This is a genomic window from Gymnodinialimonas phycosphaerae (assembly GCF_019195455.1).
In the GTDB taxonomy this organism is placed as follows: domain Bacteria; phylum Pseudomonadota; class Alphaproteobacteria; order Rhodobacterales; family Rhodobacteraceae; genus Gymnodinialimonas; species Gymnodinialimonas phycosphaerae.
The window spans coordinates 4,069,077-4,090,421 of the sequence record NZ_JAIMBW010000001.1; the positions used below are offsets into that span (position 1 = coordinate 4,069,077).

Annotated in this window: 22 protein-coding genes; 11 read left to right on the plus strand and 11 right to left on the minus strand. The window is 63.1% G+C overall.

Going from position 1 to position 21,345, the window contains the following annotated elements:
• Positions 1–135: 135 nt before the first annotated feature.
• Complete coding sequence (locus tag KUL25_RS20435) at positions 136–1,272, minus strand: peptidoglycan DD-metalloendopeptidase family protein (RefSeq protein WP_257894570.1); 1,137 nt, start codon at positions 1,270–1,272, stop codon at positions 136–138.
• 244 nt (positions 1,273–1,516) lie between these two features.
• Here KUL25_RS20435 and KUL25_RS20440 point away from each other — a divergent pair, with 244 nt between their 5' ends.
• On the plus strand, positions 1,517–4,075 hold the full coding sequence (locus KUL25_RS20440) for a Hint domain-containing protein (RefSeq protein WP_257894571.1): 2,559 nt from the start codon (positions 1,517–1,519) through the stop codon (positions 4,073–4,075).
• Between the two features lie 6 nt (positions 4,076–4,081).
• On the opposite strand, the gene KUL25_RS20445 is transcribed toward KUL25_RS20440, so the two are convergent.
• From KUL25_RS20445 to serS, 4 genes are all read right to left on the minus strand, one after another.
• Positions 4,082–4,747, minus strand: a complete 666-nt coding sequence (locus tag KUL25_RS20445; protein ID WP_257894572.1) for a protein-L-isoaspartate(D-aspartate) O-methyltransferase — start codon at positions 4,745–4,747, stop codon at positions 4,082–4,084.
• Positions 4,744–5,535, minus strand: coding sequence for a 5'/3'-nucleotidase SurE (gene surE, locus KUL25_RS20450; protein ID WP_068364458.1), 792 nt, complete (start codon positions 5,533–5,535; stop codon positions 4,744–4,746). Before surE ends, KUL25_RS20445 begins: the two co-directional genes overlap by 4 nt.
• Positions 5,536–5,637: 102 nt before the next feature.
• Positions 5,638–6,360, minus strand: a complete 723-nt coding sequence (locus tag KUL25_RS20455; RefSeq protein ID WP_257894573.1) for a tryptophan-rich sensory protein — start codon at positions 6,358–6,360, stop codon at positions 5,638–5,640.
• Positions 6,353–7,645 carry a serine--tRNA ligase gene (serS, locus tag KUL25_RS20460; RefSeq protein WP_257894574.1) on the minus strand — a complete coding sequence of 431 codons (1,293 nt, stop codon included), beginning with the start codon at positions 7,643–7,645 and terminating at the stop codon, positions 6,353–6,355. Before serS ends, KUL25_RS20455 begins: the two co-directional genes overlap by 8 nt.
• Before the next feature lie 147 nt (positions 7,646–7,792).
• On the opposite strand from serS, the gene KUL25_RS20465 reads away from it, so the two are divergent.
• A complete protein-coding gene (locus KUL25_RS20465; protein WP_257894575.1) occupies positions 7,793–8,983 on the plus strand; it encodes a cytochrome P450 in 1,191 nt (396 codons plus the stop codon).
• A gap of 111 nt (positions 8,984–9,094) precedes the next feature.
• On the opposite strand, the gene KUL25_RS20470 is transcribed toward KUL25_RS20465, so the two are convergent.
• Together KUL25_RS20470 and KUL25_RS20475 are read right to left on the minus strand one after the other, a co-directional pair.
• Positions 9,095–9,832 (minus strand): trypsin-like serine peptidase, encoded by a 738-nt coding sequence (locus KUL25_RS20470; protein WP_257894576.1) that lies wholly within the window; start codon positions 9,830–9,832, stop codon positions 9,095–9,097.
• Entirely contained in the window at positions 9,829–11,337 is a 1,509-nt protein-coding gene (locus KUL25_RS20475) for a pentapeptide repeat-containing protein (protein ID WP_257894577.1), read from the minus strand. Before KUL25_RS20475 ends, KUL25_RS20470 begins: the two co-directional genes overlap by 4 nt.
• Positions 11,338–11,544: 207 nt before the next feature.
• Here KUL25_RS20475 and yajC point away from each other — a divergent pair, with 207 nt between their 5' ends.
• Genes yajC through KUL25_RS20500 form a run of 5 tightly spaced genes read left to right on the plus strand, consistent with a single transcriptional unit; the run spans position 11,545 to position 15,626 of the window.
• Positions 11,545–11,826: a preprotein translocase subunit YajC gene (gene yajC / locus KUL25_RS20480; protein WP_068364439.1), complete on the plus strand. Its 282-nt coding sequence runs from the start codon at positions 11,545–11,547 to the stop codon at positions 11,824–11,826.
• A 36-nt stretch (positions 11,827–11,862) separates the two neighbouring features.
• A complete protein-coding gene (gene secD / locus KUL25_RS20485) occupies positions 11,863–13,533 on the plus strand; it encodes a protein translocase subunit SecD (protein WP_257894578.1) in 1,671 nt (556 codons plus the stop codon).
• Positions 13,534–13,536: 3 nt separating this feature from the next.
• Entirely contained in the window at positions 13,537–14,523 is a 987-nt protein-coding gene (gene secF, locus KUL25_RS20490; protein ID WP_257894579.1) for a protein translocase subunit SecF, read from the plus strand.
• Positions 14,516–15,271, plus strand: coding sequence for a sulfite exporter TauE/SafE family protein (locus KUL25_RS20495; protein WP_257894580.1), 756 nt, complete (start codon positions 14,516–14,518; stop codon positions 15,269–15,271). Before secF ends, KUL25_RS20495 begins: the two co-directional genes overlap by 8 nt.
• 1 nt (position 15,272) lies before the next feature.
• A complete protein-coding gene (locus tag KUL25_RS20500) occupies positions 15,273–15,626 on the plus strand; it encodes an Mth938-like domain-containing protein (protein WP_257894581.1) in 354 nt (117 codons plus the stop codon).
• On the opposite strand, the gene KUL25_RS20505 is transcribed toward KUL25_RS20500, so the two are convergent.
• The 3 genes from KUL25_RS20505 to KUL25_RS20515 form a co-directional block, all read right to left on the minus strand.
• Entirely contained in the window at positions 15,623–16,333 is a 711-nt protein-coding gene (locus KUL25_RS20505) for a DUF1194 domain-containing protein (RefSeq protein WP_257894582.1), read from the minus strand. The two genes, KUL25_RS20500 and KUL25_RS20505, sit on opposite strands and share 4 nt — an antisense overlap.
• Complete coding sequence (locus KUL25_RS20510; protein WP_257894583.1) at positions 16,333–16,761, minus strand: VOC family protein; 429 nt, start codon at positions 16,759–16,761, stop codon at positions 16,333–16,335. Before KUL25_RS20510 ends, KUL25_RS20505 begins: the two co-directional genes overlap by 1 nt.
• A 68-nt stretch (positions 16,762–16,829) precedes the next feature.
• On the minus strand, positions 16,830–17,675 hold the full coding sequence (locus KUL25_RS20515) for a DUF817 domain-containing protein (RefSeq protein WP_257894584.1): 846 nt from the start codon (positions 17,673–17,675) through the stop codon (positions 16,830–16,832).
• A gap of 93 nt (positions 17,676–17,768) precedes the next feature.
• Between KUL25_RS20515 and thyX the strand changes: the two genes are divergently transcribed.
• On the plus strand, positions 17,769–18,674 hold the full coding sequence (gene thyX / locus KUL25_RS20520; RefSeq protein ID WP_257894585.1) for an FAD-dependent thymidylate synthase: 906 nt from the start codon (positions 17,769–17,771) through the stop codon (positions 18,672–18,674).
• Positions 18,674–19,693, plus strand: coding sequence for a hypothetical protein (locus tag KUL25_RS20525; RefSeq protein ID WP_257894586.1), 1,020 nt, complete (start codon positions 18,674–18,676; stop codon positions 19,691–19,693). The genes thyX and KUL25_RS20525 overlap by 1 nt, the downstream gene beginning before the upstream one ends.
• 471 nt (positions 19,694–20,164) lie before the next feature.
• Here KUL25_RS20525 and KUL25_RS20530 read toward each other — a convergent pair whose 3' ends face one another.
• Complete coding sequence (locus KUL25_RS20530) at positions 20,165–20,371, minus strand: cold-shock protein (protein WP_257894587.1); 207 nt, start codon at positions 20,369–20,371, stop codon at positions 20,165–20,167.
• Positions 20,372–20,556: 185 nt separating this feature from the next.
• Here KUL25_RS20530 and KUL25_RS20535 point away from each other — a divergent pair, with 185 nt between their 5' ends.
• Both KUL25_RS20535 and KUL25_RS20540 read left to right on the plus strand, forming a co-directional pair.
• On the plus strand, positions 20,557–20,868 hold the full coding sequence (locus KUL25_RS20535) for an arsenate reductase family protein (RefSeq protein ID WP_257894588.1): 312 nt from the start codon (positions 20,557–20,559) through the stop codon (positions 20,866–20,868).
• A 99-nt stretch (positions 20,869–20,967) separates the two neighbouring features.
• A complete protein-coding gene (locus tag KUL25_RS20540) occupies positions 20,968–21,336 on the plus strand; it encodes a hypothetical protein (RefSeq protein WP_257894589.1) in 369 nt (122 codons plus the stop codon).
• Positions 21,337–21,345 lie beyond the last annotated feature (9 nt).

Sequence of the window (21,345 nt, forward strand, 5' to 3'; positions counted from 1 at the left end):
TGTGCTTTCGGAGGGAGGGCCGTCGGATATCGCCCGCATCTTCCGCCCCAAAGGGGCGACCGCACGCGCGCCGAAGGCAAGCGTGCCCCCCGGATTGCGCAGCAAGGCGAAGTAGCTTGGCGTCGGCTGGGCCGCTTACGGCAGGAAGTCGGCCGGATTAACCGCCTCAAAGCCGCGCCGGACCTCGAAGTGCAGGAACGATGGGTCGCCGCCACCCACTTGCGCGACCGTCTGGCCCTGGCTGATCCGATCCCCGCGCGAGACCGCGATATTCTGGATGTTGGCATAGACCGTCAGCAGCCCGCCCGAATGCCGGATCACAAGGATCGGCACCTCGTCCGTGTCTTGGGTGATGGCCGCGACGGTGCCGTCGGCGGCGGCAACCACGGGCGTCCCGGCGGCGGCACCGATGTCGATGCCTTCATTGCCGGATCCGTATCCCCGCAGGACCGAACCTGAAACGGGCCGGATCAGGGGCGCTGAAGACCGCGCCGGTGTGGGGGCAGCCGCCGCGGGGGCGGGCGCGGGTGTTCCGGTGCCGGCCCCTTCCAGATCCGGGAGGGCTGCCGTCTCGATACCAGCGGGCAGGGGATTGGCCGCCGAAGGGGGCAGGGGGGCCACGCTGTCGCCGGGTCGGCTGTCGTCGGCGGCCTCTGCCGTCTCGATCACAATGGGGATCAACAGGTATTGCCCCTCGCGCACGGCGAGGTCCGGCCCAAGGCCGTTCCACTCGGCCAGGCTGCGGACAGAAACGCCGTACAGGCGGGCGACGGAATAGGCTGTCTCACCACGGGAAATGCGGTGGCGCACGGGCTCTTGCCCGTCGGGCAATTGCGGTCCGGTTGTCGTGGGGTTGGCCCCGTTGGCGGCATCGATCGCGGCCCCGGCGATGGAGGTGATATCGCGTCCGCCGCCCGTGGCGGGCGTGGCGCCATCGACCCGGCGCGGCAAGGCAAGGACTTCACCCATGCGCATTTCATCCGCTTCGGCGCGGCCATTGAACGTCGCCAGTTCCGAGGCGGGTAGGCCGATCCGCGTGGCCACATCGGCCACGGTGTCGCCCCGGCGCGCAACGGCCACCTGGTAGCTGTCGTAAGAGATCAACCCGCGGCTGTCGGGGTCGGGCCTGTCGGCCACGGTGACGTTGCCTCGGGGGGCATTGGGGCGGAAGTCGAAATCCCATTCCGAGGGCGAGCCCACGCATGCTGCAAGAACCAATGGCGCCAGCAGGGTCAGCCTACGAGCCGGGAAATACTGTGTGATCAGGCGCATGGCGCTCGAACCTTCCTCAATGCTGGGGTGACGTGTCGATGACAGCACCCGCTTTTTTTGGCAGTTTACACTGTTGTGCATGATTTCGAAAGAGGCAGGCGGTGAAGCGGCGAAGCACCGCTAGGTGCTGCGCCTGGTCCTTCGAGTTTTAAGCAGTTTTTTCGCTGGTTTCCCATGGGTCTAAAAGCAAGGTTAACCCCCCGCCGATAGCACTGGACCCGAACCAACCGAAGGCCGCGTGTCCATGGCAATCTATACCGTTACCACGTCCAATTGGGACGATCCGTCGTTCTGGTCATCGATCAGCGAAACGGGAACCGGGAATGAGCTTGACTGCTCTTTCCTGCCCAGTGCGTTCACCGTTACCTTCGACGCCCCAAGTGGATTGGTCACGATCACCGACGGATCCACGACATTCACCATCGGGGATGCAACCTATGGCGGCAGCAGCGATGCCAGCTTGGGCGGCAGCACCGAGTGGACCTTTTTCGACACCTACGTCACGTCCGACGGCGGGGATGATTACACCGGGGGCGATGGCGTCGACAGCGTGGAATCCGGTGACGGCGACGATACCCTGTCGGGCGGCGGTGGGGATGACTGGATTGATGGTTGGAACGGTGACGACAGCATCGATGGTGGCGACGGGAACGATGAAATCTATGGCTACGACGGCAATGACACAATTGACGGCGATGCAGGAAACGACACGATAAAAGGAGAAGACGGCGACGATCTGCTTGATGGTGGAGCTGGCGACGACACTGTCGAGGGCGGGCAGGGTAACGACACGATGATCTCTGGCAACGATGCAGGTTCTGTTTCGGCGATCACCGTCAATGATGGCGATGATCTGACAGGTACGTCGGGCGTCGATGCGTTTGAATGGGCGGGCGGCGCGGAAAACTCTGCGACGATCCGTTTCAACAACTCCCCCACCGCAGGCGATGGGGACGGCGAGGCGGATTTCGTCCACGTGACCACGACGGATGATGCGGGTACGCTGACCATCGGCGATTTTGACGTCGGCACCGACAAGATCTACGTGCAGGAAAGCTGGGTCGGGATGAGCGTGAGCAGCTCGCCCGGCTACGCGTATATCACGCTGACCTATGCCAACGGCAATCAGCAATCGTTCGAGATCTACCATGACAATAGTGCGCCCTTCTCGACGTCGCTCGTGTTTTCGACCGCGATCCCACCGTCGCTTGAAAGCGGCAGTGACTCTCTGTCGGGAGGGGACGATGCGGATACCTTCATCGTGCAGGACGGTTTTGGAAATGACACCGTCGACGGTGGAAGTGGCGGCACGGACGACGACACGATTGACCTGTCCGCCCTGAGCGGGCCGGTGACGATTACCTATAATGATACCAGCGACGGCGCGATCATCGATGGCTCGGACACGATGACGTTTGAAGAGATCGAGAACATAATTGCGACGCATCAGGGCGATTCCATCGATGGCAGCGCGGATCAAACGGGGCTGATTGGTGATGCGCCGGGTGTCGATATCCTTGGCTTGGGCGGCGACGATACGATCACGGGCGGCCGTGGCGGGGACACGATTGATGGTGGCGAGGGTGCCGATTCCATCGTTGCAGGGTACGGCGACGACAGCGTGTTGGGCGGTGACGGCGCTGACACGCTTTACGGCGATGGCCCGAACCCCGGTGATGTCGGCAACGACACGATCGAGGGGGGCGCGGGAAATGACTACATCGATGGTGGCGATCAAGCCGATACGCTCAGCGGCGGCGCGGACAATGACACGGTCTTGGGCGGCGAGGGCGACGATGAGATTTCGGGTGAAGATGGGCAGGACGTGCTGCAGGGCGGGTTTGGCGCCGACACGCTGGACGGCGGGGGCGGAAACGATGTCCTGACGGGCGGCGCGGGAGACGATACCTTCGTCTACCAGGTCGGCGATGGCCTCGACACGATCACGGATTTCAACACCGGCAACACCGGGGCGTTGGGCGACGGGGACCCTACCAACAACGATTTCATCGACCTCAGCAATTTCTATGACGACATCAACGAACTTCGCAACGACTGGGCCGACGACGGGATCCTCAACCAATCCAATACGACCGGACCGGGGGCGGCCGATTATTCGGACAACACGCAGATGGCCGATGGTGAAGGGATCGCGTTTGAAGGCGCCTCGCCAGAAAGTTTCACGACCGACAACACCGGCGTCGTCTGCTTCACCCAAGGCACGGCTATCCGTACGCCCAAGGGTGATGTGCTGATCGAGGATTTGCGTGTGGGCGACCTGGTGTGCACCCTTGATAATGGCCCCCAAAGGCTCGTCTGGATCGGCAAACGGCGGGTGACGGCGTTGGAGTTGTCACTGCATCCCAACCTCCGCCCCATACGGATTCAGCGGGGTGTGCTGGATAACACGCGTAAAATGCTGGTCTCGCGCCAGCATGGGATGCTGTTGGACCAGGACCATTTCGCGCGCGCCGTTCACCTGAGCAAGTCCCTGCGCGGTGTCGGCATCGTAAGCCCGGAAGGTGGCGTGACGTACGTCCACTTGCTGTTCGAAGCCCATCAGGTGATCTTCGCGGAAGGCATTCCAAGCGAAAGCTTCTTTCCGGGGCCGCAGGCCTTGGCGATGATGGATGCGGTCAGCAAGGCTGAGCTGAAAGCACATATCCCCTTGTTGGCGACGACAGCGCCGAACCTGTTGAATGCAAGGATCGCTTACGGTGCGCAGGCGAGGTTGTTCTGGGGAAAGCGCGATGTCATGGAATGGGCCCGAATGGACATGCCGACGTTGGCCCTGGCCGGGTAGGGCGGGCTAGTCGCGGGCCGTGCCCTCAATCAGGGGCACGAAGCGGACGGGCATCAATTCGTCATAATCGAAACCACGCTCGGCCCGAGTGACCTTGATCAGGCTTTGCACAGTGTCGGATTGGCCGACGGGGACGACCATCACACCGCCCACCTTCAACTGTTGCAGCAAGGGGCCCGGCGGGTCCTCGGCGGCGGCGGTGACAAGAATGCGGTCGAAGGGGCCCTGATCCGGCAGCCCGAAAGATCCGTCGCGGGTCAGCACGGTGATGTTGGCCAGACCCATCTTGGTGAAGACGATCTCTGCCTCGCGGGTCAGGTTGCGGTGGCGGTCGATGGTGTAGACGCGGCGCGCCAGGTGGCTGAGGATCGCGGCCTGGTAGCCCGAGCCGGTGCCGATCTCCAGCACCGTGTCACGGGGTTGCACGTCCAGCGCCTGGGTCATCAGGCCCACGACGGAGGGCTGGCTGATGGTCTGGCCCGAGCTGATCGGAAGCGGCATGTCCTCGTAGGCGCGGGCGGCGAAATGGCCGCGCACGAAGGCACCTCGGTCGACACGCTCCATGGCGGTCAGCACGCGTTTGTCCATCACGCCTTTCTGGCGCAGGTAATAGAGGAACTGCATCTTGCGTTCCGCATCGAAGCCAGTTCCCTCGCCGCGTGCGTCAGTCATTCTATGGCGTCTTTCAGGGTTTGCAGACGGTCATAGGCTGTCAGGTCCGCGCGCATGGGCGTGACCGAGACAAACCCGTCAAGGTTCGCCGTGGCGTCGGTATCTTCGCCCGAGGGCACGTTCTGGGGCGCGCCGGTAATCCACAGGAACTTGCGGCCGTTGGGCGCGATATCGGCCTTCATGCCCATGCCGGTGCCCCCCTCCCGGAAGCCCTGGGCCACGGCGCGGGTGCCCTTGACGGCTGCCGCCGGAACGGGCGGGAAATTGACGTTGTAAAACAGCTTGTAGGGGTGGCTGTCGAACGCGCCGGGTGCGGCAAGGATCTTGCGGATCACATCGGCGCCGTGGGTGGCGGCGGCCTCGAACTGGTTGCGCAGGGCGATATTGCCCGGCCCATAGTATTGCGACAGGGCAATGGCGGGCAGGCCCTGTATCGCGGCCTCGATCGCCGCGCCGATGGTGCCGGAGTAAAGCGTATTTTCCGCCGAATTGTTGCCCTTGTTCACCCCGGACAGGATCAGATCCGGTGGGCTGTCCTTCATGACGTCATGCAAGGCGGCGATGACGCAATCGGCGGGCGAGCCTTCGGCGGCAAAGCGGCGACGCCCGAACTCACTGATCATGGTGGGATGGGTGTAGGAAATGCAGTGGCCCACGCCGGATTGCTCAAACGCGGGCGCGACGGTCCAGACTTCGCCCGAGGCGCCGGCCAGGTCGGTGGCGATGGTGTGGAGGACCTCAAGGCCAGGGGCGTTGATGCCGTCGTCGTTGGTGATGAGTATGCGCATGTTTGCGGGTGTATCTTGTGCCATCAAGGGCGGCAAGCGGTGGCGGGCTGCGGCGCCCTCCGGGGGGAGTTTTTCTGGCAAGATGAAAGGGGGGCGCGCGCGTCAGGACAGGGCGCGCATCCGCTTGACGGTGGCGAAGGCGAGGCCCGCGATGACGGCCATCGCGGTGATGCCGACGGTGTCCAGACCCGAGGCGAGGTTGGAGAAGACGATGCCTGCCAGCGCCCAGATCACGGCGGTGGCGTAGGGGATCGGGTGGTCGGTGGTGCGCACCACGGCCCCTGCAACGAAGGCCACGAGGAGAATGCCGCCAAGGCTGACACCCTGGGGGCTGAGGCCCGTATAGGCGGCCACCACGGTGGCACTGGCCACGACCGACGCTGCCGAGAGCCAGCCTGCGTAGAGCGCGATCGGGGCGGCGGCCCAGAGCGCTTCGGCGCGTGGGGCCCGGAAAAGCGCGATGAGGGCGGTGAGCAGCATGGCGATGATCAGGAGCGTTGCGGGGACGGGGGCCGCAAGCGCCACGGGGATCCAGGTGGCGCCGATCACCAGCGACAGCAGCAGCGCGGGGCGCATGGCCTGCCAATCGGGCGCATCGGCGCGTTTGATCAGCCCGTAGGCGGCGCCCGCGATCAGCCACAGGTAGATGACGCCCCAGATTGCGAAGGCATAGCCGGCAGGCTGGATCGGCGGGTCGTCCACCGGGCGGGGCAGCTGGCTGGGATCAAAGCCCGAGAAGGGTTGTGTAAACACCGGAGAAAGTGCGAAAGCGATGGCGGCCACAAGCACGAGCGCCGCCATCATCGTGCCGGACAGTCTAGGCAAGGGCACCCTCCGCCGTGATCTGGGTCTTACCCCCCAGCCAGGGATGCAGAGCCTCCGGGAGGCTCACGGAGCCGTCGGCGTTCTGGCCGTTCTCCAGCACCGCGATCAGGCAGCGGCCCACGGCTAGGCCGGAGCCGTTGAGCGTATGCACGAACTCGGGCTTGCCGCCGCCCGAGGGCTTGAACCGCGCGTTCATGCGGCGGGCCTGGAACGCGCCACAGGTGGAGACAGAGGAAATCTCGCGGTAGGTGTTCTGGCCCGGCAACCACGCCTCGATATCAAAGGTGCGGGTCGCACCAAACCCCATGTCGCCCGCGCAGAGCAGTACGGTACGGTAGGGGATGTTCAGCTTGTCGAGGATGCCTTCCGCGCAGGCCAGCATGCGCAATTGCTCGGCGTCCGACTGATCGGGATGGGTGATGGAGACCATCTCGACCTTCTCGAACTGGTGCTGGCGCAGCATGCCGGAAGTGTCACGGCCCGCGCTGCCGGCTTCGCTGCGGAAGCACAGCGAATGGGCGGTGTAGCGGCGGGGCAGGGTGGCCTCGTCGATGGTGTTGCCCGCGTCCAGCGAGGTCAGCGTGACCTCGGAGGTGGGGATCAGCCACCAGCCATTGGTCGTCTGGTAGCTGTCTTCTGCGAATTTGGGCAGTTGACCGGTGCCATACATGGTTTCGTCGCGGACCAGAACGGGGGCGTTGACCTCGGTCAGGCCGTTTTCCTCGGTATGCGTATCCAGCATGAATTGTGCCAGAGCCCTATGGACGCGGGCAACGGCACCTTTGAGCGTGACAAAGCGCGCGCCGGAGAGTTTTGCGGCGGTCTCGAAATCCATGCCCGGTTTCACGCCTGCGATGTCGTAGTGCTCCACCGGCGTGAAGTCGAAGACGCGCGGGGTGCCGCGGCGGTGTTGTTCGACATTGTCGGCCTCGTCCGCGCCCTCGGGCACGTCCGAGGCGGGCAGGTTGGGCAGGGATTCTAGGATGGCCGTCAACTCGGCGTCGCGGGCCTTGGCCTCTTCATCGAGACGCGCAATTTCGTCCTTCTTGGCCGCAACCAACGTGCGCAGACGCTCAAACTCGGCCTCATCGCCGGAGGCCTTTGCTTTGCCCACCTCCTTGGAGGCCGCGTTACGGTCGGCCTGGGCCGTTTCGGCCTGGGTGATCGCGGCGCGGCGGGCCTCGTCGATGGCGAGGATGTCGGAGGAGACAGGAGACAGGCCCCGAAGCGCCAAAGCGGCGTCAAAAGCAGCAGGGTTCTCGCGGATTGCGCGGATGTCATGCATGGGGAGCCTCCTTTTTGCGGTTGCGCGCGGTATGCCGGAAAGCGGCGCGAGGGGGAAGGGTGTTGTGATCTGCGCCGCGACGGCTTTCCTTCGCGTCCGGGTGCGTTACTGTCATGGGGCCTGCCAAGTCTTACCCGCGAGTGTCCCATGCGCCAGATAGCCGACCTGCCCGACCTGGATTTCAACTCGGCCGACTACGTAGCCGCGCCGTTCGCGACCCTGGCCGCCCATGGGCAGAAGTGGCCGCTGGCCCGCAGTGCGCGGGGCGTTGAAATTCTGGATTATGACCTGTGCCGCAAGGCCGTATTGGACCGTCAGCTGGGGACCGGGCACCCCAAGCTGATGAACGTTCTGGGCCTGCCGGAGGGCCGCCCGCTGAACTACAAGCGACAGTCGATCTCGTTCCACAATCGCGGGCCACGCAGGCGAGATCTGCGCCTGCCGTTGGCCCGGCTGATGGGGCCGGAGGGCACGGAGACGTTTCGCCGGGAGGTCGATGGCGTCGTCCAGCGGGTGATCGAGGCGATCCCGAAGGGCGAGCCCACGGACCTGATCGAGACGCTGTGCGACCCCACGCCCTCTGCCGTTTATTGCTACTGGATGGGCGCGCCGTTCGAGGATGCGGCCTTTGTCGCGCGGACCTCACACTCGGTGCAGAAGGTGCATACGCGCAACCCTGAATTCGCCGAAGAAATCATCAATGCCTTCGAGGCGTTGATCGATTTTGCCGAGGCGCGCATTGCCGCGTGCCGCGCAGCGCCGGGGGATAACCTGTTGACGGACCTGATAAAAGCGGAAGAGGCCGGGCAGTTGGACGAGGATGATCTGCGCAATTGGGTGATCAAATTGGCAGAGGCGAATACTGACAATTCCTCGCACCAGATCGGCATCGCGGTGATCGAACTGGCCTCGCGCCCCGAGGTCTGGGCGCGGTTGGGGCGCGACCCATCGCTGGTGCCCGCCGCGGTGCGCGAGGTGATGCGGTATCACCCGCGCACGATTTCGACCTCACGCGAGGCGATGGAAGATATGGTGATCGCCGATGTGGCGATCCCCAAGGGCACGCCGGTCTTCGCCAACATTGGCGCAACCCATTGGGACGAAAGATATTATGCGGAACCGGAAACGTTTGACATCGATCGCACAGACGAGCCGCCGCACCTGAATTTCGGGGGCGGCATCTTCTCGTGCATCGGGCGCTATGCGGTCACGATGGAGGTGGAGCAGGTCATCAGCCACCTGGCGACGCGCTACCCGAATTTGGCCGTGGAGGACCATGGGTTCACCCATTCCCCGATGTTCACGTCGGTGTCGCGGCTGGTGGCGAGGCTGCAATAGCGGGTGTAATTGACCCGTAGTTTTCAGGCACACGATTTTCGCTCGGGTATCGCGCATTCCCAGCTTGTGGGTGTGTCTGTGCCGCCATGTGATGGGCAGGCACGCCCCGGCCTATTGGGCGGGGACGGCGGCGGGCGCAGGCAGGCCCAAGACATCGGCAAGCGCGCGCCAGTGCGCTGGATCAGGACGGGCGGCGAGGCTGCGGATCTCGGCGTCGCCGCCGAGTTGGGCCACGAGAATACCAACCAGACGCGGGCCGTCTTCGGTGAACCGCACAAGCGCCCCGCCGGACTGGCCGTTGACGACATGGCAATCGCTGGCCAGCGGGCCGTCATCCAGCACCTGCACCGCGCAGGGCGCGTGACCGCGAAGGACGTCGGCGGTGTCGCGGTTGTCAAATCCGTAGACACCATGGGGCAGGGCCGGATCGGGCGGCCCAAGGGGCATCGGCGTGGCGACGTCGGGCGACACAGGCCGGGCCAGCAGCAAGACGGCGAGGTCGGTGGTGTAGTCGGAGATGGCGAGTGCAGGGCGGCGCGCGGGCGTCGGATGGGAAAGGCGGGTGATCACGTCATGGCGCGCTGGCACGGCACCGGGAAAGATCACGACTTGCGGCGCGACAAGGGGCGCGCGGGCGCAATGGGCGGCGGTCAGCACGGCCTGCGGCGCGACAAGCACGGCGGTGCAGCCCCCGCTGGCGGCATCGACCCCGCGCAGACGGGCAATGGCGGAAAGCTGTGCCTCGATGAACGCTGGCGGCGACAGCGGCGCGCCGGCGATATCGGCATGCACCGGCGCGGTGAGGGTGAGGGTGCAGAGGAGGAGGCCAGCACAGCGCAGGGGCGTCATGGGGGCGGTCGGCCATAGTCGGGCGCGATGGCGACGGGCGGGTCGAGGGAAGCAGCGAAGGCGCGCCATTGGGTGAGGAAGTCACTTTCTCCCAACTCGTTTGCTTCAATTGACAATCGCTCTTCTGACCAGTGCGTTGGCCACGTCGGATTGAAGTGTTCGCCAATGGTTCCCTTTAGCTGCCGAACTAGAATTTCAAACGACCGCTTACTTGTACCATCGGTGAAAAAACTCTCAGCTACCGATGACAAGGCCCCGATTGTGGTTGGCGAAGCTTCGCGAATGGCGCTCCCTGAAAAGTCGCTGAGCGCAATAGGAGCAGCTCCAAAAGAGGTTGAGCCAAACCACGCTCTTTCAAAAAAGCAACCTATGAACGAAGAATTATTGAATGCGCTGCCTGAGAATTGGCAGCTTTGGAAAGTACAATGACGAAACGCAGATCCAGAGAAAATCGCAAACCCAAAGTCAGTGTGCCGAAACGTCATTCCTGAGACTTCAACGTTGCTCAAGTTGCAATTTGTAAGATTTGCACCGTCGAAGTCCGCTGATTGAATTTTGCTTTGGGACAAGCTGGAGTTGCATAAGTTTGCGAAAGCAAGCAAAGCACCCGAGAATTCAAGACTGGACAGATCAAAACCCTGTAGGTTGCAGCGGCGCAGGTCAATGTTGGCGGGACCAAAGGCGGCGCGCTGTGCCTTATCTTTAGGATTGATACGCCCAAGGCTTTGGGCAGCTCGGTGCATGTCGGGTCGGATTGGGGTAAGTGTTCCGGCCCACGTACGAATGTCGCCCGAAGCTAAGTTTTGGGACCTGTTCTGCGGCGGGTAGGCGCGGCTGAGCTCCTGCAAGTAGATGGAAAGCATGCGGGCGATGCGCTGAGCAGGGGGATAATCGCCGCGTGCCATGGCTTCGAGTGCGAGGCCCTCCAGCCGGTCAATGGCGGCGGCGCGGGTGACGAGGTCGTCTTCCCAGAAATCCTGATGCTTTTCGTAGCTTCCGCCGGGCGCAACGGCTTTGGTCACTTGCCGCCGCGCTGCGAGGTCTTGGGCGGCGGCGTTGATCTTGTCGTTGAACAGGCTCTCTTCCGCCACTGCCGTTTGCTTGGCCGCGATCCACGAGCGCCAGATGATGAAGGGCGCGCCGAGGATGGCGGCAAGGAGTGTGCCGAAAGCAAGGCCTGCGCGGGGTTGGGTGGGGGCTGTGACATCGGTGTTTGCAACCAGAAGGATGCCACCCAGCGCGCGCAGAGAGATGATGGCGGCGAAGGCGAAAACGACGGCATAGACGCAGATGACGAGGAACAGGAGCATGGCTTCGAAAGATCCGGTCAGACGAAACCCAAGGCTGGTGGCTAGGCGGTCTATGGGGTTGTTGCGCGGCGGGTTATCGGACTTCGGGAGCACCGCAAAGATCACGTAGCTTGCAAGGCCCAAGCCGAACAATACCAAGAGGATCATCAAGGTATCCGGCGGAAGGGGCAGGGTTATCGTGGTTGTCGCGTCCATTCCCAGCACCGTCACCATTTTGCACCGATTGCGCAACCGAAACGGCGCCGGGCCCAGGCTCGGGCACCGGGGCCTCTTGCAGCCCACGCCCGTTGCGCCCATCTGGCCCATAGCACCCGTTGCACTTGCCCCGGCGCGCAACTAGGGTGCGCCAACTTTTCAACAGGGCTGCGTCGCGCGGCCACATCAACCAAAGGACGCAAGCCCATGGAAGCCTTCGGCCAGGTCGTTCCGCTGATCCTGATCCTCGTGATCATGTATTTCTTCCTTATCCGCCCTCAGCAGAAGAAGGTGAAGGACCATCAGGCGATGGTCGAGGCGCTCCGGCGCGGGGATGAGGTTGTCACCCAGGGCGGGTTGATCGGCAAGATCACCAAGGTCAAGGACGAGACCGAGGTCGAGGTCGAGATCGCGAAAGACGTGAAGATCCGCGTGTTGCGGCCGACGATTGCGCAGGTCCGCTCCAAGACCGAGCCTGCCAACGACTGATACCGCGTGTTTGCGCGACGTTAAGGAACCTCCTCCATGCTGCAGATCCCTCTCTGGAACCGGCTGTTCATTGTTCTGACGGTTCTTGTGGGCCTGAGTTTCGCGATGCCGAACTTCTTCTACGGCACGGTAGAGCGGCACAACGATGCGCTGGCCGAGATCGAGCGGACGGGCATCGAGACGCCCGAGCAGACGGCAGATATCGCGGCCTGGCCAAGCTTTCTGCCGGCGACGCTGGTGAACCTGGGTCTGGACCTGCGCGGCGGTGCGCATCTGCTCGCGGAAGTGCGGGTCGAAGACGTCTACGTGCAGCGGATGGACAGCCTGTGGCCAGAGGTGCGCGACGCGCTGCGGGAGTTGCGCGACGTTGTCGGCACGATCCGCCGTATCGATGCAGAGCCGGGCTTGATGCAGGTGCGCATCAGCCAGCCCGAGGGGATGCCTTCGGCCCTGGCCGCCGTGCGGGAGTTGGGCCAGCCCGTGGTCAGCCTGACGGGCGGCTTTGGCGAAAGCACGCTGGATGTCAGCGGGTCTGGCGACATCATCACGGTACGCCTCAGCGAGGCAGAGCAGGCAGCGACCAACGACCGGACGTTGCAGCAAAGCATCGAGATCGTGCGCCGCCGCGTAGACGAGGCGGGCACGCGGGAGCCGACCATTCAACGCCAGGGCGCGGACCGCATCCTGATCCAGGTGCCGGGGATCGGGTCGGCGCAGGAGTTGAAAGAGCTGATAGGGACGACCGCTCGGCTGACATTCCACCCCGTCGTGGGCCGCGCCAGCGGGCCCGATGAGGACGTGGAAAGCCGCCAGATCATCCTGCCCTCCATCGAGGAAGGCGAAGGGTACTACATCCTGGAAGAGACGCCCGTGGTGTCGGGCGATGACCTTGTGGACAGCCAGCCAGGGTTCGACCAACAGACCGGCGAAGCGATCGTCACCTTCCGCTTCAACCCCTCGGGCGCGCGGGCGTTTGGCGATTACACGGCGGCCAATATCGGCGCGCCCTTCGCCATTGTCCTCGATAACGAGGTGATCAGCGCGCCGGTGATCCGGTCGGCGATCACGGGCGGTGCGGGGCAGATCAGCGGCAACTTCACCGTGGAAGGCTCCACCGAGCTGGCAATCCTGCTGCGCGCGGGCGCACTGCCTGCGGAAATGACGTTCCTGGAAGAGCGCACCATCGGGCCGGAACTGGGTGCCGACAGCGTGCAGGCGGGCCAGACAGCGGCGCTGATCGCGTTTGCCGCCGTGCTGATCTTCATGATCGCCAGCTACGGGTTGTTCGGCGTGTTCGCCAGCATCGCACTTGTCCTGAACGTGGGGCTGATTTTCGGCGTGCTGTCGTTGATCGGGGCCACGTTGACGCTGCCGGGCATCGCGGGGATCGTGTTGACCATCGGTATGGCGGTGGACGCCAACGTGCTGGTGTTCGAGCGGATCCGCGAAGAACTCAAGACCGCCAAGGGCCCGGCAAGGGCCATCGAACTAGGCTACGAGCGCGCCCTGAGCGCCATCATCGACGCCAACATCACCACCTTCATCATCGCGACGATCCTGTTTGTTCTGGGCTCTGGCCCCGTGCGCGGATTCTCGGTCACGCTGGGGATCGGCATTGCCACCTCGGTCTTCACGGCCATCTACGTCACGCGCCTGCTGCTTGTGTTCTGGTTCGAACGCCGCCGCCCCAAAACGATCGAGGTCTGATCCATGCGCCTTCGTCTAGTCCCGCAAGAGACCAACTTCGACTTCTTCAAATATGCCCGCGCGACCTTCGGGGCGTCCGTCGTGGCCGTCATCGCCTCGCTCGCGATCTGGCTTTTGGTCGGCCTCAACTTCGGGATCGACTTCCTGGGGGGCACCACGATCCGCACCGATAGCACGGTGCAGGTGGATGTGGCCGACTACCGCGCGGCGCTGGAGCCTTTGGGCCTGGGCGATGTGGTGATCTCGGAAGTGTTCGACCCGAACTTCGCCGATGACCAGCACGTCGTCACGGTCCGCATTCAGGCGCAAGAGGGCGCGGAGGCGGTCACGCCCGAGATCATCGCCGCCATCGAGGCGGCGTTGCAGGCCTCCGTTGACCCCGCCATGACCTTTCCCAGCGTTGAGTCCGTGGGCCCCAAGGTTTCGGGTGAGTTGATCCAGACGGCCATCCTTGCCGTGCTGGCGTCCCTTGGCGCGATCCTTGTCTACATCTGGCTGCGGTTCGAGTGGCAGTTCTCGGTCGGCGCGGTCGCGGCCCTGATCCATGACGTGATTCTGACCATCGGCGTTTTCAGCCTGTTCCAGATCCGCTTTGACCTGGCCACCATCGCCGCGCTGCTGACCATCGTGGGCTATTCGATCAACGACACGGTGGTGATCTTCGACCGCCTGCGCGAGAACCTGATCAAGTACAAGCAAACGGCCCTGCGCGATGTGATGAACCTGTCGGCGAACGAGACCCTCAGCCGCACGTTGATGACGTCGGGCACCACGCTGATCGCGCTGATCGCGCTGCTGGTTCTGGGCGGTGACGTGATCCGGGGTTTTGTCTTTGCCATTGCCTGGGGTGTGATCGTGGGAACGTATTCGTCGATCTACGTGGCCAAGAATGTCGTCCTGATGATCGGCGTGAAGCGCGATTGGTCGAAGCCCTCGGATGGGGGCGCGGGCGGCCCGGGCGGGACGCAATTCGCCAACATCGATGCCTGAGGCCCTCGCGCTGGCCTTGGCGACCCCGGGGTTGCTATGGGTCTGCGCGGCGGCGTGTCTATCCGGGCTGGTCTACGGTTTTGCGGGCTTCGGCTCGGCCCTTGTCTTCATGCCCTTGGCGGTGATCTTCCTGCCGCCGCCCCTGGCGATTGCCGCCTTCTCTCTGTCGGCGCTGGCCTCGTTATTCACGATGATCCCCAAGGCCTGGCCCAAGGCGGACCAGCGCCAGACGATCCTGATGGTCGCGGCCTCGCTGGTGACGATGCCGCTTGGCGTGGCGCTGTTGCGCTGGACGCCCGAAGTGACGATCCGCGCCTGCGTCTGTGGCCTGACCCTGCTGACGCTGGCCGCGCTGGTGGCCGGGTGGAAGGTGCCCCTGCGTGGCGGCACGCCGCTGCGCGCGGCGGTGGGGGCGATGTCGGGGATCACGGGCGGCTCCACCGGGCTGAACGGCCCGCCGGTCATCCTGTTCAACCTTGGCACCGATCAACCGGTAGAGGTGACGCGCGCCAATCTGGCCTGTTTCCTGACCTTCAACGCCCTGTTCCTGATGCCGATGATGTATATTCAAGGCGCCATCGACGGGTTTGCCGTTTGGGTCGGCGCGCTGATGCTGCTGCCCTATGCGGCGGGCACGATGATCGGGACGGCGCTGTTTCGCCCCGAGGCGGCTGGTGTCTACAAGACGGCGGCCTATATTCTGATCGCACTGGCGGGCATCATGGGCCTGCCGATTTGGGGAGCGTGACATGCGTATGAACGAAGTGCAGTTTGACGACTCGGCGCCTGTCGATGGCTACGGCCCCGGTTTCTTCCGGGTCGGGAGTGAGGTGTTCAACGGTGCGGTGCTGCTGCTGCCGTCGGGGGCCAAGGGGTGGGCCGGGTTCGAGGATACGGGCGCGTTGGTGGCTGCGGCGTCCGAGGTCGACGTGCTTCTGTTGGGCACCGGGGCCGAGATCGCGCATCCCCCCGTGGCCTTGCGCCAGGCGGTGGAAGCGGCCGGGATGGGGCTGGAGGTCATGGCCTCGCCCGCCGCGTGCCGGACGTACAACGTGCTGCTGGCCGAAGGGCGCCGCGTGGGCGTAGCGATGTTGCCCGTTTAGGGCGAAAGGGGCGGCGGGGACGCCTCCCCAAAAATCATCGCCCGCAATTCCCGCTCCAGCTTGCGGCGCATGGCTTCGGCGAAGTCGTCGTGGTTCAGGGCGTATTCCACGAAGGCACCGGGGCCGTGGATGACCTCGGCGGCGTAGTATTCCTCGATCTCGCGGGAGGCGCCGCCGATGGCCAGGCCATTGACCGTGACGCCGTTGAAATCAAAGTGCTCGTAGGCCGCGACGGGGGGGAAGCCGTCGTTGTTTTGTCCATCGCCCGAGATGTCGAGGGTCTGGAACAGGCACACCGGCGCTTCGCGGAACCGGGTGGCGGCAAAGCCAAGGGCGTAGCCAAGGGCCGTGGGGAAATCCTGGCTGCCACGGGTGGCAGAGGCGACCCGCTCGGCCACGGCCAGCAGATCGGCCTCGGTCCGGATCAGCGTCCAATCAATGATGACCTCCTGCTGGAAGCGCCCGGACCATTCGAAGATCGACAGGGCGACGGGGCCGGGGCCGTTCAGGAACGCCTCGGTCACGACGGGGTCCAGAAGCGCCGCTGCCAAGCCGTCGGCCTGCAACCGGTATTCCGCCTGATCGACGGAGGCCGAGACATCCAGCCCCAATTGAAGCGCCAGCCGACACTGGTCCTGCGCCGCACCCGGAGATGCGGCGAAGAGGCACGCGGCCGCAGCCATAGCGCCGAGGGGCAGGTGGGCCATCACCAGTGCCCTGTATTCTCCATCGAGGCCCAAGGCTCGGCCGGGGCCAGCGCCTCCCCCTCCTGCAACAGCTCGATCGAGATGTTGTCGGGCGAGCGCACGAAGGCCATGTGCCCATCGCGCGGCGGGCGGTTGATGGTGACGCCGTTGTCCTGGAGGTGCTGGCACATGGCGTAGATGTCATCGACGCGGTAGGCGAGGTGCCCGAAATGGCGACTGTCGCTTGGCAGGCCTTCGTCGCCGTCCCAGTTGTAGGTCAGCTCCACATGGGCGTTTTCCTGGCCCGGCGGCGTCATGAACACCAAGGTGAAGCGCCCGCCTTCGCTGTCCATGCGGCGGGTTTCCTCCAGCCCCAGAAGCTTGAAAAACGCGATGGAGGCGTCGAGGTCTTTGACCCGCACCATGGTGTGAAGGTATTTGATCGTCATTGTCATATCTCCCCGTGGTCTGAAGATAGCTTAACGCGGTGGGCGGGTATGACCAGCCTGTGCGTCAGTCAATTTCGCGTGGGGGCAATTCCGCGTGAAGGCGCGTGGATCGGGTGCGGGTGCATCGCATCGCGCACCACCAGCGTGACCGTGACGAAGGCCACGAACAGCAACAGGTACCACGACCCGAACTTGCCGATATCCACCAACCCATAGTCGCCCTGCACCTCGTAGGTCCAGGTCCGGGTGAAGGTGCCCACGTTCTCAGCCACCCACAAAAGCCATGCCGACAGGAACGCGCCCACGGGCAGGCGGATGGCGCGGGGCGTGTCGCGGATGAAGAACCAGATCCGCGTGCGCCAGAACAGGACCAGCGTGGCGGCGAACAGGACCCACCGAATGTCGTAGGTGTAGTGGTGGGTGTAGAAATTCACGTAGATGGCGACGGCCAGCAGATACGTCATCCAAAACGCCGGGTAGGGCGCGAACTGGATGTGAAAAAGCCGGATGGACCGCGCGATGAAGCTGCCCACGCTGGCATACATGAACCCCGAAAACAGCGGCACGCCGCCGATTTCCAGAATGCCCTGATCGGGATAGTCCCAGGACCCTTGCGCCAGCTTGAAGATCTCCATCAACGTGCCGGTGATGTGGAAGATCGCGATGACTTTCGCCTCCTCCCACGTCTCCAGCCCGCGCCAGATGAACACGATCTGCGTGACGACGGCAAAGATCACCAGCGCGTCGTAGCGCGCCAGCGCCCAGTCCGGGTTCCAGATCAATCGGGTCAGGATGATCGCGCTCAGGATCATCACGCCAAACAGCGCCGCATAGAGAAGTTTGGCGAAAAACACCACGAACCCGAGCGCGCGCGCCGTGATTCGTTCCAGTTTCGCAACGCCCGTGTCAGCCATGGCCCCTCATCATCTTGCGGGTGGTCCCTCGCGTGGGGCAATATATGGCATCTTACCGCCGCCCCACCCGATTCCTCCACAAGGACTAGTTTCATGCCGCTGACCCCTGAACAACTGCAGGATATCCAGAACGCCCGCGCCAATCCCCAGCCGACCCTGCGCGCGGTGTCCCCGGGGATGGAACAGCACCTCTACGAGGCCAAGCCGGTGCTGGACCACGGCTTCGTGCGGGTGATCGACTATATGGGCGACGACAGCGCCATCGTGCAGGCCGCCCGCGTGTCCTACGGGGCGGGGACCAAGCATGTGTCCAATGACGAGGGGCTGATCCGCTACCTGATGCGGCACTGGCATTCGACCCCGTTCGAGATGTGCGAAATCAAGCTGCACGTGAAACTGCCCGTTTTCGTGGCGCGGCAGTGGATCAGGCACCGGACGGCGAATGTGAACGAGTACTCGGCGCGCTATTCGATCCTGGACCGGGAGTTCTACATCCCGAGGGTGGAGGATCTGGCGGCGCAGTCCGTGGTCAACAACCAGGGCCGGGGCGAGGCGCTGACCGGCGAAGAGGCCGAGCGTGTGCTGCGCTACCTCAAGGACGACGCGGGGCGGGCCTATGATCACTATGAAGAGATGATCTCGGATGAAGGCCAACAAGGTTTGGCGCGCGAGTTGGCGCGGATGAACCTGCCCGCGAACATCTACACCCAATGGTACTGGAAGGTGGACCTGCACAACCTGTTCCATTTCCTGCGGCTGCGGGCGGATAGCCACGCGCAATACGAGATCCGCGTCTACGCCGATGCGATCTGCGAAATGGTCAAGGACTGGGTCCCAGCGGCTTATGGCGCGTTTGAGGACTACCGCATGGGCGGGGTCCAGTTGTCTGGGAAGGGCGTCGAGGTGTTGAAGCGGCGTCTGGCGGGCGAGGCGGTGACGCAGGAGACGTCAGGGATGAGCAAGGGGGAATGGCGGGAGTTTGAGGGGGTGTTTGGGTGATGGACTCAGAATTGACACTTCAAGTTGAGGCAGACCTCGCGCGTGTGCAAGAATTTGACCCTGAAACTCTAGTGCAGCGTGAGCGGCTTGGTGAGGCATTTTCTTTCGAGCCGGCTGTGGAGCCAGCGAGGCGTCTTATTGCACTGTTTAAAAAAATTCCAACAAGTGCTTTGAATGAGTTTCCCGAGCAGCCGCTTTCAAAGATCCAATCGGCAAGTAAGTCAGTATTTAACATTTTTGAAAGTATCTTATCTTTCAATTCCAGAAGTCCTGAGGCGGAAAGCCAACATACCAATTTGATTTCCGAACTAGAGGCGGCTTACCAACCAAACTTCACGAATTTGTTCCCCTTCATTTCCTATGCTGTTGCGAGAACAGTGGACTTCAATAGGTTGGAAGCCGAAGGGCGCGCCGCAGTTCAGACTGTTCGCGATGAGACCAAGAAAGTTGTGGATGAACTAGATCAGACCTCTAAAAGCGCAAATTTAGTTCTGGAAGAGGTTCGATCAGCAGCAGCAGAGCAGGGAGTGAACAAAGAAGCGATACTCTTCAAAAATGAAGCTGAAAGCCACGAGACTGCATCAATTCGATGGTTGATTACATCGGTCGTGATGATAGCAGTAGTTTTGGCATACTCTATCCTCTCACTCTTTTTTCCAAGTATCCCGATACTCCGGGCTGAAAGTCTTTCCGAGTCTATCCAATTGACTGCTAGCAAGCTTCTGATATTTTTTGTTCTAGCTTTTGGCCTTTTCCAGTGCATTAGAAACTTTAGCGCTCACAAACACAACGCGGTTACAAACAGACATCGTCAAAATGCGTTGATGACTTACCGGACACTGGCAGAAGCTGGTGGCACACAGGAGGCAAGAGATACCATTCTTCAGCACGCTGCGGCGGCCGTATATTCACCCAATGACTCAGGCTACTTAAAGGGTGAAGAAAGAGGGTATGGTGGCAGTCCAATTGTTGGATTTAGTCCAAAACTGCCCGCGTCAGGAGGTCTGGGAGACGGTTAGAATTCCCTCCCGCCCCCGAGCGAATCAAGGCCGCAGGCCGCCGCGCATCGACGGGCCGCCCCCCGGCACCCCTCTCGGCATCTTTTGCGGGGCAAAAGAGCCTGCCGGGCAACGGGCGATTTGGCTAAGGCTTGGCGCAACGAAAACGCGTCGAGCTACCATGGCTGGCATAAAGTGAATCAAACGACCGTCGGATCGCCGTACCGCGGCCCGTCGATGCACGGCTTGTGCGTTTGTTGATGGAGCGAGGAGAGGCGGCTCGGTGGCTTGACAACGCTCGCCGCACCGCGACCCGTCGATCGGTTTGCAAAAGGTTAATGAAATACATTTTCCATTGAAAAACAGATACTTAAAGGCTTGCTCAAGCTTGAGCAGCGCGGCTTGGCTCCAGAGAAGCGGCGTAAAAATCCATGTCACCCGCGCCGAGGGTCGGGGTGGCGCGGGGGCATTTTCAGCCGAGGGAGCCGCCTCTCAGATCTTCACCAACTCCACCGCACTCTCCCGGCCATCCCGGCCCTCGCGCAGCTCATATTGCAGTTTCGTGTCGTCGGGCAGGTCGCTCCAGCCCGCGCGCTCGACGGCGGAGATGTGGACGAAAACGTCCTTGCCGCCCTCATCGGGGGCGATGAATCCAAATCCTTTCGTGGTGTTGAACCACTTCACAGTTCCGCTCGGCATAGTCCCGTGTCTCTCTTTCAGATCCCGCCCACAGTCGTTGCGGCGGTGTGATGCGCGGTCGCGTGCAGCGCATGGGCAAAATGATGGGGCGTTCGAACGCAAACTCAAGCCCCGCGCGCGGGGCTGTGGCGCAGTGGCATGAGTTTGCTTATGTACTGCGCCAAAGGTGACGAAAGGGTGAGAAAATGCGCATTTTTGGGTTGAAGGCCTGTGACACGTGCCGAAAAGCGGCGAAAGCGTTGGGCGCAGAGTTGGTGGACATCCGTGCGACGCCGCTGGATCCGGTGCAGATCGCGGCGTTCCACGCGGCGTTCGGAGAGGCGCTGGTCAACAAACGCTCCACCACATGGCGGGAGTTGTCGGAGGCGGAGCGCGCGATGGACCCGGTGGCGCTGGTCACGGCGCATCCGGCGGTGATGAAACGCCCGGTGATCGAGAAGGGCGGCGCGTTGACGCTGGGGTGGACCAAGGACGTGCAGGCGCACTACGGGGTCTGAGGGGCGTCTGAAGGGGGGAAAGGGCGCGCGGATTTCACCCTCGTGACGCACAGCGCGCCTCCCCATCTGAAAGTGACCACAATTATTCGGAGAGACCACATGCGCAACGCGGCCCTAGTCCTTGGCTTGATCGGAGGCACACTTGCGATGATCGTGGGATTCTTCGTCTACGGCTACACGGTTTTCATCGATTGGTTCGGAGAGATCCCGGACCTGGCCTATCAGGTTGATAACCCGCGGCTCTACCGGACCATGGCGTTCATCTCGCCGCTGCTGGCGATTGCGGGGGGCGCGATGGCCAAGGCTCGGGCGTTGTGGGGCGGCATCCTGATGCTGCTGGCGGCAGGGGGCATGTTTTACGCCTTCGGGTTCGGCGTCTTCACCATGTTCCCCATCGCCATGTGCGGGTTGGGCGGGGTCTTGGCGATCGCCGCAGGGCGCCCGGACGAGGAAAAGGCGCACTTCTGACGCGACTGC

Coding starts and splice junctions, on each gene's coding strand:
- KUL25_RS20445 (WP_257894572.1), bottom strand. CDS start 4,747: ATGACTGACGCACGCGGCGAGGGAACTGGCTTCGATGCGGAACGCAAG.
- KUL25_RS20525 (WP_257894586.1), top strand. CDS start 18,674: ATGGACTCAGAATTGACACTTCAAGTTGAGGCAGACCTCGCGCGTGTG.
- KUL25_RS20505 (WP_257894582.1), bottom strand. CDS start 16,333: ATGGCCCACCTGCCCCTCGGCGCTATGGCTGCGGCCGCGTGCCTCTTC.
- secD (WP_257894578.1), top strand. CDS start 11,863: ATGCTGCAGATCCCTCTCTGGAACCGGCTGTTCATTGTTCTGACGGTT.
- KUL25_RS20500 (WP_257894581.1), top strand. CDS start 15,273: ATGCGTATGAACGAAGTGCAGTTTGACGACTCGGCGCCTGTCGATGGC.
- surE (WP_068364458.1), bottom strand. CDS start 5,535: ATGCGCATACTCATCACCAACGACGACGGCATCAACGCCCCTGGCCTT.
- KUL25_RS20510 (WP_257894583.1), bottom strand. CDS start 16,761: ATGACGATCAAATACCTTCACACCATGGTGCGGGTCAAAGACCTCGAC.
- KUL25_RS20535 (WP_257894588.1), top strand. CDS start 20,557: ATGCGCATTTTTGGGTTGAAGGCCTGTGACACGTGCCGAAAAGCGGCG.
- KUL25_RS20435 (WP_257894570.1), bottom strand. CDS start 1,272: ATGCGCCTGATCACACAGTATTTCCCGGCTCGTAGGCTGACCCTGCTG.
- KUL25_RS20515 (WP_257894584.1), bottom strand. CDS start 17,675: ATGGCTGACACGGGCGTTGCGAAACTGGAACGAATCACGGCGCGCGCG.
- KUL25_RS20530 (WP_257894587.1), bottom strand. CDS start 20,371: ATGCCGAGCGGAACTGTGAAGTGGTTCAACACCACGAAAGGATTTGGA.
- KUL25_RS20475 (WP_257894577.1), bottom strand. CDS start 11,337: ATGGACGCGACAACCACGATAACCCTGCCCCTTCCGCCGGATACCTTG.
- KUL25_RS20440 (WP_257894571.1), top strand. CDS start 1,517: ATGGCAATCTATACCGTTACCACGTCCAATTGGGACGATCCGTCGTTC.
- KUL25_RS20470 (WP_257894576.1), bottom strand. CDS start 9,832: ATGACGCCCCTGCGCTGTGCTGGCCTCCTCCTCTGCACCCTCACCCTC.
- yajC (WP_068364439.1), top strand. CDS start 11,545: ATGGAAGCCTTCGGCCAGGTCGTTCCGCTGATCCTGATCCTCGTGATC.
- KUL25_RS20540 (WP_257894589.1), top strand. CDS start 20,968: ATGCGCAACGCGGCCCTAGTCCTTGGCTTGATCGGAGGCACACTTGCG.
- secF (WP_257894579.1), top strand. CDS start 13,537: ATGCGCCTTCGTCTAGTCCCGCAAGAGACCAACTTCGACTTCTTCAAA.
- serS (WP_257894574.1), bottom strand. CDS start 7,645: ATGCATGACATCCGCGCAATCCGCGAGAACCCTGCTGCTTTTGACGCC.
- KUL25_RS20495 (WP_257894580.1), top strand. CDS start 14,516: ATGCCTGAGGCCCTCGCGCTGGCCTTGGCGACCCCGGGGTTGCTATGG.
- KUL25_RS20465 (WP_257894575.1), top strand. CDS start 7,793: ATGCGCCAGATAGCCGACCTGCCCGACCTGGATTTCAACTCGGCCGAC.
- thyX (WP_257894585.1), top strand. CDS start 17,769: ATGCCGCTGACCCCTGAACAACTGCAGGATATCCAGAACGCCCGCGCC.